This is a genomic window from Desulfotignum balticum DSM 7044 (assembly GCF_000421285.1).
GTDB classification, from domain to species: Bacteria; Desulfobacterota; Desulfobacteria; order Desulfobacterales; family Desulfobacteraceae; genus Desulfotignum; species Desulfotignum balticum.
On the sequence record NZ_ATWO01000001.1, the window covers coordinates 4092392 to 4109554 of the forward strand.

At 52.9% G+C, this 17163-nt stretch carries 16 protein-coding genes and 1 riboswitch; of the genes, 14 read left to right on the top strand and 2 right to left on the bottom strand.

Features of this window, described 5'->3' with window-relative positions; all coding sequences use genetic code 11:
• Nucleotides 1-2: 2 nt before the first annotated feature.
• Nucleotides 3-797: a DUF3450 domain-containing protein gene (locus K365_RS0120465; RefSeq protein WP_024336093.1), complete on the bottom strand. Its 795-nt coding sequence runs from the start codon at nt 795-797 to the stop codon at nt 3-5.
• 754 nt (nt 798-1551) lie between these two features.
• Here K365_RS0120465 and K365_RS0120475 point away from each other — a divergent pair.
• From K365_RS0120475 to K365_RS0120495, 6 genes are all read left to right on the top strand, one after another.
• Entirely contained in the window at nt 1552-3900 is a 2349-nt protein-coding gene (locus K365_RS0120475) for a TonB-dependent receptor (RefSeq protein WP_024336094.1), read from the top strand.
• Nucleotides 3901-3923: 23 nt separating this feature from the next.
• A complete protein-coding gene (locus K365_RS26845) occupies nt 3924-4682 on the top strand; it encodes a DUF4198 domain-containing protein (RefSeq protein WP_024336095.1) in 759 nt (252 codons plus the stop codon).
• A 98-nt stretch (nt 4683-4780) separates the two neighbouring features.
• Entirely contained in the window at nt 4781-5251 is a 471-nt protein-coding gene (locus tag K365_RS0120485; RefSeq protein ID WP_156887761.1) for a hypothetical protein, read from the top strand.
• Between the two features lie 294 nt (nt 5252-5545).
• Nucleotides 5546-6151, top strand: coding sequence for a ParB N-terminal domain-containing protein (locus tag K365_RS28880; protein WP_245569224.1), 606 nt, complete (start codon nt 5546-5548; stop codon nt 6149-6151).
• Between the two features lie 46 nt (nt 6152-6197).
• Nucleotides 6198-7004 carry a site-specific DNA-methyltransferase gene (locus K365_RS28885; protein ID WP_245569225.1) on the top strand — a complete coding sequence of 269 codons (807 nt, stop codon included), beginning with the start codon at nt 6198-6200 and terminating at the stop codon, nt 7002-7004.
• Nucleotides 7005-7030: 26 nt separating this feature from the next.
• Nucleotides 7031-7477: a glycoside hydrolase family protein gene (locus K365_RS0120495; RefSeq protein ID WP_024336097.1), complete on the top strand. Its 447-nt coding sequence runs from the start codon at nt 7031-7033 to the stop codon at nt 7475-7477.
• Between the two features lie 220 nt (nt 7478-7697).
• Here the strand turns inward: K365_RS0120495 and K365_RS0120500 are convergent, their stop codons facing one another.
• On the bottom strand, nt 7698-8012 hold the full coding sequence (locus tag K365_RS0120500) for a hypothetical protein (RefSeq protein WP_024336098.1): 315 nt from the start codon (nt 8010-8012) through the stop codon (nt 7698-7700).
• Nucleotides 8013-8255: 243 nt separating this feature from the next.
• Nucleotides 8256-8443, top strand: a riboswitch (cobalamin riboswitch).
• 128 nt (nt 8444-8571) lie between these two features.
• Between K365_RS0120500 and K365_RS0120505 the strand changes: the two genes are divergently transcribed.
• The 8 genes from K365_RS0120505 to K365_RS0120540 are packed head-to-tail and all read left to right on the top strand — an operon-like array spanning nt 8572 to nt 17152.
• The gene (locus K365_RS0120505) at nt 8572-10563 is read left to right on the top strand and encodes a TonB-dependent receptor plug domain-containing protein (protein WP_024336099.1); all 1992 of its coding nucleotides are present in this window, start codon (nt 8572-8574) and stop codon (nt 10561-10563) included.
• Entirely contained in the window at nt 10560-12581 is a 2022-nt protein-coding gene (locus tag K365_RS0120510; protein WP_024336100.1) for a helical backbone metal receptor, read from the top strand. The genes K365_RS0120505 and K365_RS0120510 overlap by 4 nt, the downstream gene beginning before the upstream one ends.
• On the top strand, nt 12578-13465 hold the full coding sequence (locus K365_RS0120515; RefSeq protein WP_024336101.1) for an ABC transporter substrate-binding protein: 888 nt from the start codon (nt 12578-12580) through the stop codon (nt 13463-13465). The genes K365_RS0120510 and K365_RS0120515 overlap by 4 nt, the downstream gene beginning before the upstream one ends.
• A complete protein-coding gene (locus K365_RS0120520) occupies nt 13458-14468 on the top strand; it encodes a FecCD family ABC transporter permease (RefSeq protein WP_024336102.1) in 1011 nt (336 codons plus the stop codon). The genes K365_RS0120515 and K365_RS0120520 overlap by 8 nt, the downstream gene beginning before the upstream one ends.
• Nucleotides 14465-15277: an ABC transporter ATP-binding protein gene (locus K365_RS0120525; RefSeq protein ID WP_024336103.1), complete on the top strand. Its 813-nt coding sequence runs from the start codon at nt 14465-14467 to the stop codon at nt 15275-15277. The genes K365_RS0120520 and K365_RS0120525 overlap by 4 nt, the downstream gene beginning before the upstream one ends.
• Nucleotides 15274-15912: a MotA/TolQ/ExbB proton channel family protein gene (locus K365_RS0120530; protein ID WP_024336104.1), complete on the top strand. Its 639-nt coding sequence runs from the start codon at nt 15274-15276 to the stop codon at nt 15910-15912. The genes K365_RS0120525 and K365_RS0120530 overlap by 4 nt, the downstream gene beginning before the upstream one ends.
• Nucleotides 15902-16306, top strand: a complete 405-nt coding sequence (locus K365_RS0120535; RefSeq protein ID WP_024336105.1) for an ExbD/TolR family protein — start codon at nt 15902-15904, stop codon at nt 16304-16306. The genes K365_RS0120530 and K365_RS0120535 overlap by 11 nt, the downstream gene beginning before the upstream one ends.
• Complete coding sequence (locus K365_RS0120540; RefSeq protein WP_024336106.1) at nt 16307-17152, top strand: energy transducer TonB; 846 nt, start codon at nt 16307-16309, stop codon at nt 17150-17152.
• Nucleotides 17153-17163 lie beyond the last annotated feature (11 nt).

The following is a 17163-nucleotide window of genomic DNA, read 5'->3' on the forward strand; positions in this document are numbered from 1 at the left end:
CTTCACGGGGTTGCCAGCCGGCCCAGGGGCAGATCCAGAATCCCGGCGGTCCGCCGTTTCAAAGCAATCTCCACGGCTGCCGCCACCTCCGGGACAAACCGGTCATCCAGACGGCGCCACTGCTGCTCCCCCACATCGAACACAGCCGCTTCCTGTCCGTCCAAGGACAGATAATACAGGCTGATGCGCCCCAGCCGGAAAATCTGCCCGGACACCCGGCGGTCCCCCAGCAGGATGCGGTCATGATACACCTCGATGGTATTGCCGTACTCCGCCTCGATGCCCAATGCTTCCATGGTCTTGCGGAATTTTTCCGCCACCGCCACCTCGGGATCATCCATGAGAACGGCCAGTTTTTCCAGACGAATGCGGCGCTCTTCCGGCAGAAAGGGAACATCATCGGCCACAAACCGGGTCAGATCTTCCTGCACCTTGGCCAGAAACGGCAGCAGTTCCTCCCGGACCTGCCGGGTCTGCGTTTTTTCCTGTTCCAGCTGGTCAATCACCTGCCCGAGTGCGGTTGATGTGTCCGACATGCGTTTGTTTTCAGCTTCCAGGATCTCATTTTCCGCCGTGAGCCGGTCATATTCGGCTGCCAGTTCCGCCCTTTGGGCATCCCATTGTTCCTGCTCCTTCTGGGATGCCTGGCGCACATCAATGGATGTTGCCACATGCGTTTCCACGACCGCGGCAGTGTCCGCCATCGCCGGTCCCAAAACAAGGAACCACATCAGCAACACCACCACGGCCGGCAGCATCTTCCGCCTCACCGCCCCTCTTTTTATGCCCACCATCATACCTGCATCTCCTGCTCTGAATCATCCATAAACAAAAAAACCACAAAGGTATCCCTCTCACACCTGGGAAAAACCTTCGTGGTTTTATTGAATTCTTCTTGGCTGCGTTACGTTCCTGCATGATTTACAATACCCGGTATCTGCCTGTCAACAAAAAACCCCAGAGAATTGCCGCGGACCAATCAGAGATGACCGAAAAAAGGTTCAGGGCTTTTCCCAAAAATTTTTCAATAAGAATTGCATAGAGCTGTACCCGTTTTAATAACTGAGAAAAAACTGTTGACAAGTTTCAAATTATTCCATATCTAAACCGGTAAAAAATATCGTCAGAAGACGACAACCGCAGAAAAAAACATAATAAACCAAAGCCACGAAGGCAGTCTGATGCAAAGGCAACAGCTGTCTTTGTGGCTTTTTTTTTATCAAAATTTTTACAGAAGGAGGAAGAGTCTATAAAAAAATCAAACCAAAAATGGAAAGAAAAGAAGGCAACCCTAACCGACCAAAGTTAATCCGGGCTGCCTTCTTTAAGGCGAATGCTCCCCCCGAATGGAAGGATAATTCACGTGAAAGTATACCATCCAAGCCTTTTTCGTGTCAACCGGGGGAAGTAGATCCTAACGACTATAAACTGCCAAGGACCGGCGGGACTGGTTCCAGGGCCAGGGGCATAAAAATCAGACTGACATGCCATATTTTTTGTCAGCCGGATCAATGCCATAATTTCACCCCAAAAAGGAGGTATGCTTACAAAATGCGTAGACTCAAAATACTGATCTGTCTTTCCATGGTGGTTCTGTGGATGGGAACAAATTTTTCATTGACCGCCGCTGCATCTAGTGAAAACCCACCTTTTACCGGCACTTCTGCGTCCGCAGGCCGGGAAGAAAAAGAGGCCGGAGACCAGGCAGTGGACCTGGGTGACGTAACCGTCACCGGCAGAATTGCAGATGAATCCTTTGCCAATGTTCCGGCCGTGATAGAAAGCATCACCGCCGAAGGAATCGAACGTATCAATGCCATCGAAACACAGGATGTATTCAAGTACATGCCGGGCTCTTATCTGAGAAAACTCTATCCCGGGTCCACCAACAGCCCCCTGGTAATCAGGGGCAACAACTCCGAGATGACCGGACGTACCCTGGTGATGATGGATGGTATCCGGCTCAGTGATTTTACGGCTGCCGGACATGGTAACGCCCCGAAATGGTTCATGGTTGCCCCCCAGGAAATCGAAAAAGTGGACGTGATCTATGGACCTTTTTCCGCAGGGCTGAGCGGCAATTCCATGTCAGGTACCGCCCTGATTACCACCCATCTGCCGGAAGGCCTGGAGGTGGACACCAGCTTTAAGTACTTTTACCAGAATGCCCATGAATACAAGACCGATGATGATCTTCACGGATTCAACGCATTTGGTTCCGTGGGCAGTAAAACCAAAAATTTTTCCTATAATCTCTGGTTCAACCGTCTGGAAACACAAAACCAGTCCATCAGCTATGTGACCAAATCAGCGGCAGACGGAGGCCCGGCAGTGGGCAGCACTGTCACGGGCTGGGTAGCAGACAAAGATCCTGGCAACCAGGACCGCTATGTCCTGGGAGCTGCCGGCACCAGCGACATTGTCAACAACACCTTCAAAGTCAAGCTGGCTTACGATCTGACCGATTTTTCCAAAGTCAGGCTGACCAGCGCCATATGGGATTCAGAACGGGATGAGGATTCCCCTGAGACCTATCTTCGTGATGCCGGCGGGAATCCTGTTTACACCGGAACAGTGGATATAGATGGAAAAAGCTATACCTTGAACAGCTCCACCTTCCGGTATCGCAAATACGAGCGACAGGATCTGCTCAACGGGTTGGGCTATTCACTTGATTCACCTGACGGACTGAAATTGGAAGCTACCTTGAGCACCTACAACACACGCGATAATATCTCCAGGCAATCCACTGATCCGGCCCCTGCTTCCCGGACCGGAGGCGCCGGAAGGGTAACCGACGGTGATGAAGGCTGGTATACCGCCGATATTAAAGCAGCCCGGGATATTGAAGGCTTTGGATTCCACACCCTTGCCGCAGGCTACCACTTTGACCAGTATTACACGGACAGCGAAACATGGAATGCATCGAACTGGTACAATGATATCCGCACCACTCTGCAGGAGGCATCCGAGGGGAAAACCCGCACCCACGCCCTTTTCCTTGAAGATACCTGGCATGTGGCAGACCGGTGGTCCATCTACCTGGGCGGCCGTTATGAATGGTGGCGCGGTTTCGATGCAAACAAATCCACTGACGGCAGTTTGGGACGTATCACCTCTGATCTGGCAGACAAAAGTGAAAATTATTTTTCTCCCAAATTCTCCACAACATTTTCGCCTAGCAATGACTGGCAGCTCAGGTTTTCCATGGCACTGGCCACCCGGTTTCCCACGGTGGGAGAACTATATTACGGCGGCATTTCAGCAACCGGCGTGATCAACAATGCCAACCCGGACCTGAAGCCTGAAGAAAGCTTTGCCAGGGATTTTACCATTACGCGGTTTCTGGGATCCAAAGGTGAAGCACGCCTGACCTTTTTTCAAGATGATATTGAGAATGCCATTTTTCGACAGACCAATGCTTGCACCCTGGTACGCAATTTTCAGAATGTAGATGACGTCAGAACCAGAGGAGTTGAATTGGCATACAATATCCGCAGATTTTTTATCGACGGGCTGGGGCTGTTCACAAATGTGGCCTGGACCGATTCCAAAATCCTGCGGAACGATACCGTCCCTGCAAGCGTGGGAAAGCAATTCCCCAGAGTACCTGACTGGCGGATCAAGTGTGTGCTCGATTATGCGCCGACAGACAAATGGGCCCTCACCCTTGCCGGCCACTATTCAGGGGACCAGCACACAGAACTTGACAACAGCGATACCAGCGGCGGATACGGCGGGGTAGATGATTTTCTGGTGTTTGATGCAAAATTCACCTACCGCTTTACAGCCGGCCTGGAAGCTGCTGTGGGTGTGGACAACATTACCGACGAACTTTACCATGTTTCCCACCCCTATCCCATGAGAACCCTTTTTGCTGAAATCAAATATGCATTTTAAACACAAATGAAAAGGAGATCCAAATGAATACGAACAGACTTACCCTGACATGCCTGGCAATATGTGCATCCCTGATATATCTTATCACCCCGGCCCGGGCACACGACACCTGGATTACTGTGGATGCTTTTCAGGCTGCAGAAAATTCAGTGCCTGGTTACACGGTTGTCAACAGCCATCTATTTCCCGCACCTGCAGAAGATGTAATGGATCCGGAGCGTCTGGAAGAACTATTTTTTATTTCCCCGTCATCCCGGCGTATATCAGAAAAAGGGCCATTCACCGAAACCGGAACCTTTCTTGCTGTGGCGATTCCGGTTAACGGATTTGCCACCAAAAATCCGGACGGTTACCAGCGGGGCAAAAACAAAAAAGAGGTTGACGATCCCATCCTGTGCCGCAACTCCATGAAATTTGCCAAGGCTGTATTCACCGTCGGCACGTCAGGAGGGCAGGCCTATGCCAAACCTCTGGGCCATGCCATGGAGATTATTCCCCTGAAAGATCCGGCCACCCTTAAAACCGGTGACATTCTTCCGGTCAAGGTTCTTAAGGAAGGAAAACCCGCCCGAACATATGTATTCGGGACTTTTGACGGATTTTCAAAAGAAGCAAATACCTTTGCCTATACGACGCGTACGGACAAGCAAGGAATGGCCACGATCAAACTTATCCATGACGGCACCTGGCTGCTCATTGCCAAGGACGAGGAGCCCTACCCTGACACGTCAGTATGTGATGTCCAAAGGTTGGCAGCATCCCTGACATTCAACGTAAAATAAACCGGACCTGGAACCGGAATGACCTTCATTTCAACCCCGGCTCTTATAGCGGCGGGGCCGGGGTTGTGCAGCACGGAAAAACCGGTTGGGAGACAGTTATGAGAGCTATGATGTGCACCGCCATTTTTGTATTGATCCTTTTGACAGATGCCCCGGCGTGGGGACACGGGACAGGGGGCACTACCCGGAAAGCAGAAGGGATTCTGGTCACCGCCGAATATGATGACGGCGAGCCAATGAGCTATGCCGCCGTTGAAATTAAACGGCCGGACGACAGCATATTGTTCCAGAAAGGACGAACAGACCGCAACGGCATCTTCATGTTCTTCCCAGACAAAAATGGCCGATGGCAGATAGTTGTTCAGGACCGGATCGGCCATCGACTGGCCCTGGAAACAGAAGTGACAGATCAGAAAGATGATATGGCTCAAACTGAACCCCGGAAGGAAAATGGCTCTGCTGTATCCAGACGCGGCAACATCATTGCAGGCATCAGCATCATTTTCGGTGTGTGCGGCATTGTATACGGATGGAAGGCCAGAAGATACGGTGCTGATGGCCTGTTGTAGACAAAGTTCAGGAAATTAACCAGTCTTTAAGGGTTGTTTTTGAACTGAATGCATAGCGCAAAATACCCAGAGGCGAACCTTTGCGTGCAGCTGACGGCCCGGGTCTTCTCGCTGGTCGGCACCACACGGCGGTTCAACATAAAGAAAATCACGTATTTTTAAGGCGTTTTACCTATGCATTTTAGGTAGTTTCCCCTATTGCCTTTTCACATCTCTTTTACTATACAGGAACAACAGTACCGCCTCCCCATCGGTCGATAACGCCTGTAACCGAAAGAGCGGAGCTATTTTTCCATGCCATTATTCAACATTTCCGATCTCATCTGGGATGAAATCATCTATCCCCGGAGCGCCCGAAAACAGCAGACCATTGATGCCTACAGCGAAGCTTTGGCGGCCGGGGCACAGTTTCCCCCCATCATCATCCAGCCCGTGGTCAACTACCCGGCCCCCAACACCCCCCTGTCCGAAATCCTTTTGCTGATCCTTGACGGGATTCACCGGTGGAGTGCGTACAAGGTCCTCGGCCTGACCGAAATCGAGGCCGTGCTCTGGCAGGACCAGCCCCTGGATTATGCCACCTGCAAGGACGACATGCTCCTGGAATCGGCCCGGCGCAATATCAATCACCGGGGACCGGCTCAGTCAGACGGACAAGCGGCAGGTGGCCAGAGACATTGTTTCCCGCGATCCAAATTATCAGTTGTCCGAGGAAATGCTTGCCGGCAGTCTCGGGGTCACCCGGCAGACCGTCAACAACTGGATCAAAGACATCCGTGCCAGGCAGAAAGCCAGCAGGGACAGTACGATTCACCGTCTGAACCGCCTGGGATGGTCCCAGCAGAAAATAGCTCAAGTGATGGATATCAGCCAGGCCCGTGTCTCAGGAATTATCAATAATGCAAATTTTTGCATTATTGATAATCTAATTGCCCAGGGACGTGAAATGCCTTATATAGCAGGGCATTTGAACATGGACCTCTCCACTGCATGGGCGATAAAACTGACGGGCCTCAAAGATCAGGAAAAATTCAAGGCCCTGGGATGGGGGCTTCGCACCTGGGACCAGTGGTATTTCAACGACTGCGACGACCGGTTCGGCACTGACTGGCCCGGCCGGATACCGGCCCAGCTGGTGGCCCACACCCTGTTTTATTTCACGGACCCCGGGGACCTGGTGATGGACCCCATGGCCGGCGGCGGGGTGGTGCCGGATGTGTGCCTGCTGTTTGAACGCAAATGCCAGGCCTTTGACCTGGCCCCAATTCCGGACCGGCCCGAGATCGAACCCTTTTACTGGACCGCTGACACCATCATCTGGCCCTGCACCCGGGAACCGGACCTGATCTTTTTCGATCCCCCCTATTTCACCAAAAAAAAGAAAGCCTACCAGGAAAAGGCAGATCCTGAAACCCCGCCCATCTCCTCACTATCCCGGCACCAATACATTCAGTTCTTTGCCCGGTTTTTTGAACTGGCCCATGAAAACACCCGCCCCGGCGCCATCCTGGCCTTTCTCAACGCAGACTGGCGTGATTTTGAATCCACCCCGGCAAAAAAAGAATCTCCGGATCACGCCATCACCCTGTTTGATTTTCATACGCTTTTGTCAGAAACGGGATGGCAACTCACCCACCGCATTGAATGCCCTCTGTCATCTGAACGCCTCAGCGGCACCCTGGTGCAGAGAATGCAGGACAAGCGGATCCTGGGCACCGTCAGCAGAACCCTTTTGATCGCAAAACACATATAAGCTGTAAATCCAAGGAACATATCCCCATGACCCGGTTCAAAGAAAACATGATCCGACAGCTGACCCGCCATGAAGGCCTGCGCCTCAAACCCTACCTTTGCCCGGCCGGCAAGCTCACCATCGGCATCGGCAGAAACCTGGAGGGCAAAGGCATCACAAAACAGGAAGCTGTCATGCTGCTGGAAAACGACATCCAGGAATGCCTGGATGATCTCATACCGCTGTTCGATGCATTTGACACGCTCCCCGAACCGGTCCGGCAGGTCCTGGTGGACATGCGGTTCAACCTGGGCCCGGGGAGGTTCCGGCAGTTCAAGAAAATGATCGCTGCCGTCAACGCCCGCAATTTCCCCCAGGCCGCCGCACAAATGAAAGCCTCCCGGTGGTACCTTCAGGTGGGAAAACGTGCAGAAACCCTGACCGCCATGATGGCATCGGCACAGCTGCCGGATGAACCAGAACCCCTGGTCTGACCCGGGCATCGATCCCATTGCACTTTTTCTAACATTGTGCTGCAGCTGATCTCGGCGTTCTGTAACATAGAGTAGAGGTAAAACATGGCAGAGTATGGTGAATGGAATCGAAAAGGAGCAGTTCTCAGTGAAATCACAGCGAAAAAGGAATACGGGGTCGACCGGGAATTCATTATAACGGGAATACTATGGCCACAAAATTCAGTTGGATTTTGTTGAATCATGAACATTTCTCCAAAGCCAGTTGAATTTTATCCGGCAGATTGTCCATTTTTATCAATTTTCTGAAGCCCGGTAGTACACGATCGGTATGAGAAGTTGAAGAGGTTGGTTCATGCCCGTTGATTTCAAGTTCTGCGAACACCTCTTCAAGAGTGTCCTTTCCATTCAGAAGCAGGTGCATGTACTCGGAGTTTTCCAGATTTTTTATCAGGGGCGTGTCAGCCTGCATTGCATGCAAAACCCGCCGCATGGAGTTGTTGCCGGTTTTCCTTCGATGATCACGGCGCAGTCCTCGAAAAAATTGTTCCGGCATATCACTCCAGGATCTTTCCGGGTATGATATCGATGGAGATGGTAACATCGGGCTGCCTGAAGCTGTATTTATCGGAAAATGTGTTTCTGAAGAGTAGTAATGGTCGATAGTCGGTCAACCCCACAAATGTTTTAGAAATGGGTTGACTCCATAACACCAGGCTTTTTGGATTCTCAAGCCCATTTGAACCCGGCAGCATGGCCGGGCAAAAAACCGCTTGACAAAAAAAGCATGACACAATAGATAATCTCCCAGCATCAAGGTGCTCTTTTTTGAGCTTGAAAGGGAACCCTGTGAGAGTCAGGGACGGGCCCGTCGCTGTAATCGGGGACCACCGCCGCAACCATGTCACTGTGCCGAAATGGTATGGGAAGGCGCGGCCAGTAGGATGATCCGTGAGTCAGAAGACCTGCCTGGGTGATTGAAGATTTTTTCCGCGGACAAGAAAAAATCAGATCAAGATCTTGTGTTAAAAAGGGAAACCCTGGATCGATTCACTCGGTCCGGGGTTTTTGGTTTCTCCGGACCGGCAATTGGTTAATGCACACAGGAGAATCAAATGAAAAACAAAGGGATGTACCTGGGGATCATCGCTGTTTTCTGGATGACGGCAATCACCGGCGTTTCCGCCGGCCGGGCAGAAGACAAAGCGGTCACCACCATGGATCAGATCGTGGTGTCAGTCACCCAGACCGAAACCACTTCAGCAAAAATCGGCGGCAACAGCGTCACCGTGATCACGGCCAAAGAGATTGAAGAAAAAAACCCCCATACCGTGCTGGAACTTCTCAAAACCGTGCCCGGTGTATTTGTGACATCCACCGGCGGCATGGGCACCTCCTCATCCGTGTTCATCCGGGGAGCGGATTCCAAAAATACCCTGGTGATGCTGGACGGCATCATTCTTAATGATCCCTCTAATGCCAACCGGGCCGCAGACCTCACAGATATCAATCTGGATCAGGTGGAACGTATCGAAGTGGTCAGAGGTGCCATGAGTGTCATGTACGGCAGCAATGCCACGGCCGGCGTGGTCAATATCATCACCAAAAAAGGCAGCAGAGACCCTGAAGTCACCGCTTCCGTGGAAGGCGGCTCCTACGGCACCTGGAAAACCGGGGCCCATGCCTCAGGTGCCACGGACAAGCTCACATATGCCGTGTCCGGTTCCTATCTGTCCCGGGACGGATTTTCCATTGCAGACAAGGACAACCCGCGCATCCCCCAGAACGGCAACACGGATGAAAAAGACGGGTATGACAATCTCACACTATCCGGCAACTTAGGATTTGAATTCAATGAAAATTTTTCCGTCTCATCCACTCTGCGGTATGTGGATTCCAAGGTGGATTTAGATGATTATGAGGGGGGATATTCCGGAGACAACATAAGTTCCACATGGGTGCCGGATCCGGTCACCGGTGCCTGGGTCAACACCCTGGTTTCCAACCCGGACGGTCCCACGCACAAACGGTCTGAATCCGAACAGATAATAGGCCGAATCGGCATCAACAACCGGTTTGCCGACGGCCGGTTTGAATCTGTTCTATCCTGGAAATTCAACCGAAATGACCGCCAGGCATATGACAATGACAATCTGCCCTGGTATGACTACAAGGGTGACACGGATGACTTCTCCTGGCAGGGCAACATCGATTTTGACACCCATGTGTTGTCTTTGGGTGCCGGATACTTCAATGAAGCCATGGAAAGTCAAAGCAGTGGAATGCCGGACACCGATACCCAGACCCTCAGTTACTGGCTCCAGGATCAGCTTTTTGTCGGCGAAAGCCTGGTTTTAATCGCCGGGGCCCGGCTGGATGATCATCAATCGTTCGGCAGGAAAACCACCTTCAGAATCGCACCTGCCTATGAAATCTTCTCAACGGGGACCCGGCTCAAAGCCAGCTTTGGCACCGGTTTCAGATCCCCGTCCCTGTATGAACTTTTTTCCGACTATGGAAACCCGAATCTTGAGCCGGAAAAAAGCCGGGGCTGGGATTTGGGGGTGGAGCAGGGTTTTCTGGATGATCAGCTGACTTTGGGCGTGAACTACTGGGAAATGGATTTTGAAAACCGCATCGATTATGACATGCTCATATCAAAATACAATCAGCTTGAAGGGGACACCAAAACCCGGGGGGTGGAAGTGTCGGCTGCCTGGACACCGGTCAGGGATCTGTTTTTTAACCTCAACTATACCTATACCCATACCCGGGACCCCGAAGGCAACCGCCTGGTCAGACGACCTGAAAACCAGGTGGGACTGACCGCGTCCTACCGGTTTCTGGAAAAATGGCAGGTGGGTATGGATGCCCGGTGGGTGGACGAACGGGCTGCCTCTCCTTATGCTAAGGACAAAGACGGCCTTTTGGTGAACACCCTGGATGACTATACCGTGGTGAACCTGTCCGGATCCTGCGACATCACGGACCGGTTTCAGATTTTTGCCCGGGTGGACAACCTGTTTGACGAATATTACGAAGATGCCTTCAGTTATGCCACTCCCGGGCTTTCCGGGTATATCGGATTGAAGTGGAGACTGTTATGAAATTCCGATTTTTTCATATGGCCGCGGTGCTGATATTGATGGCCGGGGCATTGGTGTTCAAGGTCCCGGCCGGGTTCGGCAATGAATTGCGGTTTTTCGACGGCACCGGCAATGAGGTCCAGCTCACGGAAAAACCGGAGCGCATTGTAAGCCTGGTGCCGTCAATCACGGAAATGCTGTTTGCACTGGGCGCACAGGATTTGGTCACAGGCATTACCTATCATACCACCCGACCCTGGTATGCGGCCCAAAAAGCCCTGGTGGGCGGATTTTCATTTCCATCCCCGGCCGCCATTGAAGCCCTGGCACCGGACCTGGTCTTTTATAACCCGTTTCAATTACAGGGATTATCCTCTTTTTTGCCCCGGGATATTCCTCTGGTGCATGCCGGAACACAGACCCTTCAGAACAGCCTGGACACGATACTGCAGCTGGGAGAAATGGTGAAAAAACAGGAAAATGCCCAGCACCTGGTGGATGAAATCAACGCCGATCTGGACTGGGTCACCGCCAAAATGAAAAAAGCGGATCCCTCCCCCAAACGGGTGATCCGGCTCATGGGAAGACAACAGATCATGACCCCGGGCAGCGATTCATTCCAGAATCATATGATATCTCTGGCCGGGGGCATTCCCCCGGACTTTGGTACGGGTGCGGTGGTGCCGGTATCCAAAGATCAGTGGACGTCTTTCAATCCCCAGGTGATTTACGGGTGCGGCAGCGACCGGGAAGCGGCGGACCGGTTTTTTTTCCTTCCCGGATGGAAAGATGTGGATGCGGTGAAAAACAACCGAATCTATTATTTCCCGTGTGATTTGACCTGCCGGGCATCCATCCGTTCCGGACAGTTTGTCAAACGGCTTTTTGCCACCATCCACGGCAGTTCCCTGGCAGATGAGCGCACCCTGCTTCAAAAAAATCAGGTGACGCAAAGCAATCCCATACAAACAGATGTTTCCTGTGTCCAGGCGGCGGCGGTCAAGCAGAGCCGGATCCTTGATTTTATCAACAAGTCTCTGGTGATCCAGCTGGACCGGCCCATGTCGGTTCTTTCCACGCTGGAGGGATTCAAGCACGGGGTTACCGCCATCGGAAATCATTATATCCCTCCGGAAACCTGGCTTCTGGTCCATGACCAGGGGCTGGATGTTTTGAAAACCCAGGTGTTTGATGTGCTGGGTCTGGCACCGGACACTACGGCTTTTCTGTTCACCGGCGCAGACATGGATCATTTGAGTGCGGCACAGGAACGGTTCAAAGATATCGCGGTCACGGTGTTTGCCACGGCCGGGGTGGACGGCAATGCCATGCGGACCTCCCGGGATTCCGGGGAGTTCTATGAACCCGGCACCATCAATGTGATCATCATGACCAGTCACCGCCTGACCCCCCGGGCCATGACCCGGGCCATGATCACGGCCACGGAAGGAAAAACCGCAGCCCTGCTGGACTTAGATATCCGCTCCAGCTATGAACAGGGACGGTACCGGGCCACGGGCACGGGCACGGACAACATCCTGGTGGTGGAAGGCCAAGGCCCGGCTGTCCTGGACAATGCCGGCGGGCACACCCGGCTGGGGGAACTGATCGGCAAGGCGGTTCACCGGGCGGTGACAGAGGCTGTCAAAAAACAGAACGGCATCACGTCCGACCTCAATATTTTCCGGCGCCTGGAAAAAAGGGGGATTTCCCTGCATGAACTTTTGTCCGAAGACCTTCCCTGTCAGTGTCATATTTCGGAAAATATGCTGATCCAGAAAGTGGAGACCCTTCTGCTGGATCCGTTTTACCGGGGATTCATGGCCACGGCCATGGCTGTCAGCGATGAGTATGACAAAGGCCTGATAAAAGATCTGGGGGCATTTGAGCAAACCTGCCGGGAAACAGCTGAAATGATCGCGGCAAAACCCCTGGAGACCTGGCAGGTTTTTGTCACCCGTCCAAAAGTGCCCCGGGTGATTGCCATGGCCCTGGATGCTCTGTTCAACGGGGCGGTCGGGCAGGGAGGTCCGTTATGAAAAAAACCGGTCTGGCACTGGTACTGATCTGTCTGTTGGCCGGCCCCTGGGTTTTGACAGGCCATGCTGCAAAACAGACACCGTTGACCCGGGTGGTGTCTTCAGGCCCTTTGATCACGGACATGATCTATCAGCTGGGTGCGGATTCGCACCTGGTGGGCGTGACCAGCTACTGCACCATTCCTGAAGGCAAAGAAAACAAGCCGGTCATCGGCACAGTGATCCAGATCAATGTGGAAGAAATTGTCCGGCTTCAGCCGGATGCCGTGTTTGCCAGCACCCTGACCCGGGTCAAACAGATACAGGCGCTCAGGAATCAAGGGTTGCGGGTGATTCAGTTTGACAATCCCCCGGATTTTGATACGCTTTGTGGCATGCTTCTGGAGTTAGGCACCTTACTGGGCAGAAAACAGGCAGCCATGGATATTGTTGAAACCGCTGCCGCCAAAGTAAACCTTATCCGGCACACGGCAAAAACTCTGAAAAAAAGAAAAGTGTTTATCCAGATCGGAATCAAACCATTGAAGACAGCGGAACAGGGCACTTTTATCAACAATTATATCGAGCTGGCCGGCGGCACCAACATTGCCGGCCATACCGGATCCGGCATCTTCAGCCGGGAACATGTGCTGAAAGAAAATCCGGATGTGATTTTTGTGGCCACCATGGGTACGGCCACCAAAGCAGGCATTGCCCAGAAAAACGCCTGGATGAAATTTACCGCGTTGAACGCCGTCAAAAACAATGAAGTGCATGTACTGGCCGACGACAGTGTGTTCAGTCCCACGCCACAGACCTTTGCCAAAACTTTGATGGTGTTTTTCTCTCACATCCATCCCAAAGCCGCACAGGACTTGACATCCATGGAAATATTTCATGAATGACACCGGGACAAAACGCTGGATTTTGATCATCGGCAGCCTGTCCGTGCTGCTGACGGCATGTGCCCTGACAGCGTTGCGCTTAGGATCCACCCGGCTGTCTTCGACCCAGATTTTTGATGCCCTGTTCCATGATCAAGACAGCGTGACCGCGAGCATTATCCTGGGCATCCGGCTGCCCCGGGTGATTCTGGCCATTGCCGTGGGCGGGGCGTTGAGTGTCGCCGGGACCCTGCTCCAGGGCCTGTTCAGAAATCCGCTGGTGGAACCTTACACCCTGGGGATCTCCGGCGGCGCATCTCTGGGCGTGTGTATCGCCATTCTCACAGGCCTTCCGGCCCTGCTGGGGGTGACCGCCTATCCTCTGGCCGGATTTGCCGGGGCCGGGATCGTCATTGTCCTGGTATATGGGCTGGGACTGCGCACGGGCCGGCTCCAGCCCAACACCATGCTGCTCATCGGCGTGATGATCAGCTTTGTGTCCTCGTCTCTGGTGATGCTGCTCATGGCCGTGTCGGAACAGGATGATTTAAGCAATATTGTTTTCTGGATCATGGGATCTCTGGATGAACCCAGCCCCGTCCTGATCCGGCTGGTACTGGCCGGTTCCATTGCCGGCCTTGTCATTGCCCTGTATCACAGTCTGGCCCTTAACGCCATGGTTTTAGGCGATGATGAAGCGGCCCTGCTGGGTATTCACACAGCCCGGACCCGGAAAATTCTGTTTGTCACGGCCTCTCTGCTGACAGGGTTGAGCGTATCCGCCGGCGGCATCATCATGTTCGTAGGACTCATCGTCCCGCATTTCATGCGCATGGTGGCCGGATCCGACCACCGCATTCTCATTATCAGTTCCTTTCTGGGCGGGGCCAGTTTTCTCACGTTCTGTGATATTGTGGCCCGGATGGTGATCGCCCCGCTGGAACTGCCCGTGGGCGTGATCACCGGCATTATCGGCGGTGTGGTCTTCATCTATGTTTTAGGCAAAAAAAAGGTGGCAATATGACCCCCCCCTTTCTGGACATTGCCGGGTTATCCTGCGGGTACGGCAGCCAGGTGGTGCTCAAGGAGATCTCGTTTTTTGTTCAAAAAGGGGATATCGTGACCATTATCGGTCCCAACGGGTGCGGGAAAACCACGCTGTTAAAGACATTGCCCGGTCTGATTCCCGCTTTGGGCGGCCGGGTGAACATGCAGGGGCAGGACATGAGAAAAATGCCCAGGGACTTGCGGGCCAGAACCATTGCCATGGTCATGCAGACCCTGGAAAGCATCCACATGACCGTGGAAGAATATGTGCTTTTAGGCCGGCTGCCTCATTTTTCCTCCTGGCAGTTTCTTGAAAACGAGGCAGACCGCGATCTTGCCCGATCTTTTATGGCATTCACCCACATCGATCACTTAAGGCGGTCCCCGTTAAACTGTATCAGCAGCGGTGAACGCCAGCTGGCCGGGATCGCCAAAGCCCTGGTACAGGAACCCGCTCTGTTGCTCATGGATGAACCCACCTCTCACCTGGACATCTCCCACCAGGCCCAGATCCTGAACCGGGTCAAAACCATGAAAGACCGGCACGGCCTGACCGTTGTCATGGTGCAGCATGATCTGAACCTGGCCTCAGAATATTCCGATCAGGTGCTGCTGCTAGACAAAAACACCGGCACTGTTTTTAAATACGGCACCCCGGAAACCGTGATCACCCGGGACAATATCCGGGCCGTGTACCACACGGATGTGGTGGTGGCACCCAATCCCCATTCCGGACGACCGGGTATTTTCATTAAAACCGATTCACAGGAAAGCATATCCCCATGATTCTTTTGTTCACCCATGGCGGATTTTTGATGTATCCGCTGCTTTTATGTTCTGTCATCGCACTGACATTAATCATTGAACGCACCATTTTCTGGGCCGCGTCCGGCATTGACCGGGACAGGCCTCTGATGGACCGGGTGCTGGAATTGTCTGCCCAAGAAAACTGGGAGGAAATCCGAAAGACCACCCGGGGATCGAAAAACAGTGTGGTCCGGGTTTTGATCAGCGGGATTCTTCACCGGGACTATTCCCCGGTCAAAGCCATGGAATCGGCAGCCGCCGATGAAATCTATAAAATGCGCCGTTTCATGGGCGCTTTGGACACCATTATCACCATTGCCCCTTTGCTGGGCATATTGGGAACTGTGGTGGGCATTATTGAATCCTTTGACATGCTGGGGGCTTCTGGGATCGAAGATCCCATGGCCGTGACCGGCGGAATTGCCAAGGCTCTCATCACCACGGCATCCGGCCTGACCATTGCCATTGTCACCGTGTTTCCCTATAATTTTTTCAATGCCCGGATTGAGCGGGCCGCCCAGATCATTGAAAAATATGCCACCAGTTTTGAGATCATGCATGAACGGCGAATGACCCAATTTGACCCCTGCCGGGAAGACACCCATGAAAATTAACCTGCCCGCACCCGGCAAACCCAGAATCGAAATGCTGCCTTTGATTGACATCGTGTTTCTTTTACTGGTGGTGTTTATCTATTCCATGCTGTCCATGTCCGTTCACCGGGGCCTGTCCGTCACATTGCCGGAATCATCTGTGGCAGATATAGAAAAACAAACCCCGGTTTCCGTGACAGTCAAAGGAGAAAACGAGCTTTATGTGGATGATGTGCAGGTTTCTCTGGCAGATCTGTCCCACATGCTGGCATCGGAATCAACCGGCCAGGCCACCCCGGGGGTGCTTCTTTTTGCCGAAGAATCCGTGTCATACCAGACCCTGTTCACTGTTTTAGACCAGATCACCCTGGCCGGGATTCATGACATATCCCTTCAGGCGAAACTGAAAAAATAGATGCGGCGATTCTTGATTTCAGCACTGGCGGCGGTGGTGATTCATGGGGCCGTGCTTGTTTTTTTCCCATTTTTCCCCGCCCCTTTGGCCCCGGTTTCTCAAAAAGACACCGGGATTGCCATCCAGATCACCCATGTTTTACCGGCTCCTGAAAAAAAAACAGACCCGGCGCCAAAACCTGAAACACCCCCCGCACCCCAGCCTGAAAAAAAACAGATGCCCGAGCCTGAAAAAGCCCCCTTACCTGTTCCTGACATAGAAAAAAAACCGCCGCTGCCGGATCCTCCCAAAGAGCCGGCGCCAACTGAAATCCTACCCCGAAAAGATCTTTTGCCCAAAAAAGACGATTTAACACTATCCCCCCCGAAACCAAAAGTTCCGGCACCAGAGCCGGACGTGACCCCACCCGTGACTCAGAAACCGGAACCCGATGTGCCACCCGTGGAAAACACCAGTCAAACCGCTCAGAAAATGCCGGATCAAAATCTTTCCGATTTCATGGATGCGGCAAAAGCTTTTCAGGAGAAACCTGCATCGGTTTCCAGAGAGTCCACTGCACCGGAAGTCCGGAAAGAAGCCGTGCCGCTTTACAAAGAAAATCCCCGGCCCCGGTACCCCGGCATCGCCCGGCGCCGGGGGCATACGGGCACGGTCATGCTCATGGTGTTTGTCAACAAGACCGGTGAGGCGGAAAAACTGCGTATTTTTGAATCCAGCGGATATGACACCCTGGATCGCGCGGCTGAAAAAGCCGTGGCTGCCTGGCGGTTTGAACCGGGAACATCCAACGGGGTTCCCACGGGCATGTGGGTGAAAATTCCGATCACCTTTGAATTAAAAAAATAACCCGATACCCG

What these genes read in the sequence shown, in the direction of transcription:
- K365_RS0120465 (WP_024336093.1), bottom strand. Translation starts at nt 797, where the DNA reads ATGATGGTGGGCATAAAAAGAGGGGCGGTGAGGCGGAAGATGCTGCCG.
- K365_RS0120475 (WP_024336094.1), top strand. Translation starts at nt 1,552, where the DNA reads ATGCGTAGACTCAAAATACTGATCTGTCTTTCCATGGTGGTTCTGTGG.
- K365_RS26845 (WP_024336095.1), top strand. Translation starts at nt 3,924, where the DNA reads ATGAATACGAACAGACTTACCCTGACATGCCTGGCAATATGTGCATCC.
- K365_RS0120485 (WP_156887761.1), top strand. Translation starts at nt 4,781, where the DNA reads ATGAGAGCTATGATGTGCACCGCCATTTTTGTATTGATCCTTTTGACA.
- K365_RS28880 (WP_245569224.1), top strand. Translation starts at nt 5,546, where the DNA reads ATGCCATTATTCAACATTTCCGATCTCATCTGGGATGAAATCATCTAT.
- K365_RS28885 (WP_245569225.1), top strand. Translation starts at nt 6,198, where the DNA reads ATGCCTTATATAGCAGGGCATTTGAACATGGACCTCTCCACTGCATGG.
- K365_RS0120495 (WP_024336097.1), top strand. Translation starts at nt 7,031, where the DNA reads ATGACCCGGTTCAAAGAAAACATGATCCGACAGCTGACCCGCCATGAA.
- K365_RS0120500 (WP_024336098.1), bottom strand. Translation starts at nt 8,012, where the DNA reads ATGCCGGAACAATTTTTTCGAGGACTGCGCCGTGATCATCGAAGGAAA.
- K365_RS0120505 (WP_024336099.1), top strand. Translation starts at nt 8,572, where the DNA reads ATGAAAAACAAAGGGATGTACCTGGGGATCATCGCTGTTTTCTGGATG.
- K365_RS0120510 (WP_024336100.1), top strand. Translation starts at nt 10,560, where the DNA reads ATGAAATTCCGATTTTTTCATATGGCCGCGGTGCTGATATTGATGGCC.
- K365_RS0120515 (WP_024336101.1), top strand. Translation starts at nt 12,578, where the DNA reads ATGAAAAAAACCGGTCTGGCACTGGTACTGATCTGTCTGTTGGCCGGC.
- K365_RS0120520 (WP_024336102.1), top strand. Translation starts at nt 13,458, where the DNA reads ATGAATGACACCGGGACAAAACGCTGGATTTTGATCATCGGCAGCCTG.
- K365_RS0120525 (WP_024336103.1), top strand. Translation starts at nt 14,465, where the DNA reads ATGACCCCCCCCTTTCTGGACATTGCCGGGTTATCCTGCGGGTACGGC.
- K365_RS0120530 (WP_024336104.1), top strand. Translation starts at nt 15,274, where the DNA reads ATGATTCTTTTGTTCACCCATGGCGGATTTTTGATGTATCCGCTGCTT.
- K365_RS0120535 (WP_024336105.1), top strand. Translation starts at nt 15,902, where the DNA reads ATGAAAATTAACCTGCCCGCACCCGGCAAACCCAGAATCGAAATGCTG.
- K365_RS0120540 (WP_024336106.1), top strand. Translation starts at nt 16,307, where the DNA reads ATGCGGCGATTCTTGATTTCAGCACTGGCGGCGGTGGTGATTCATGGG.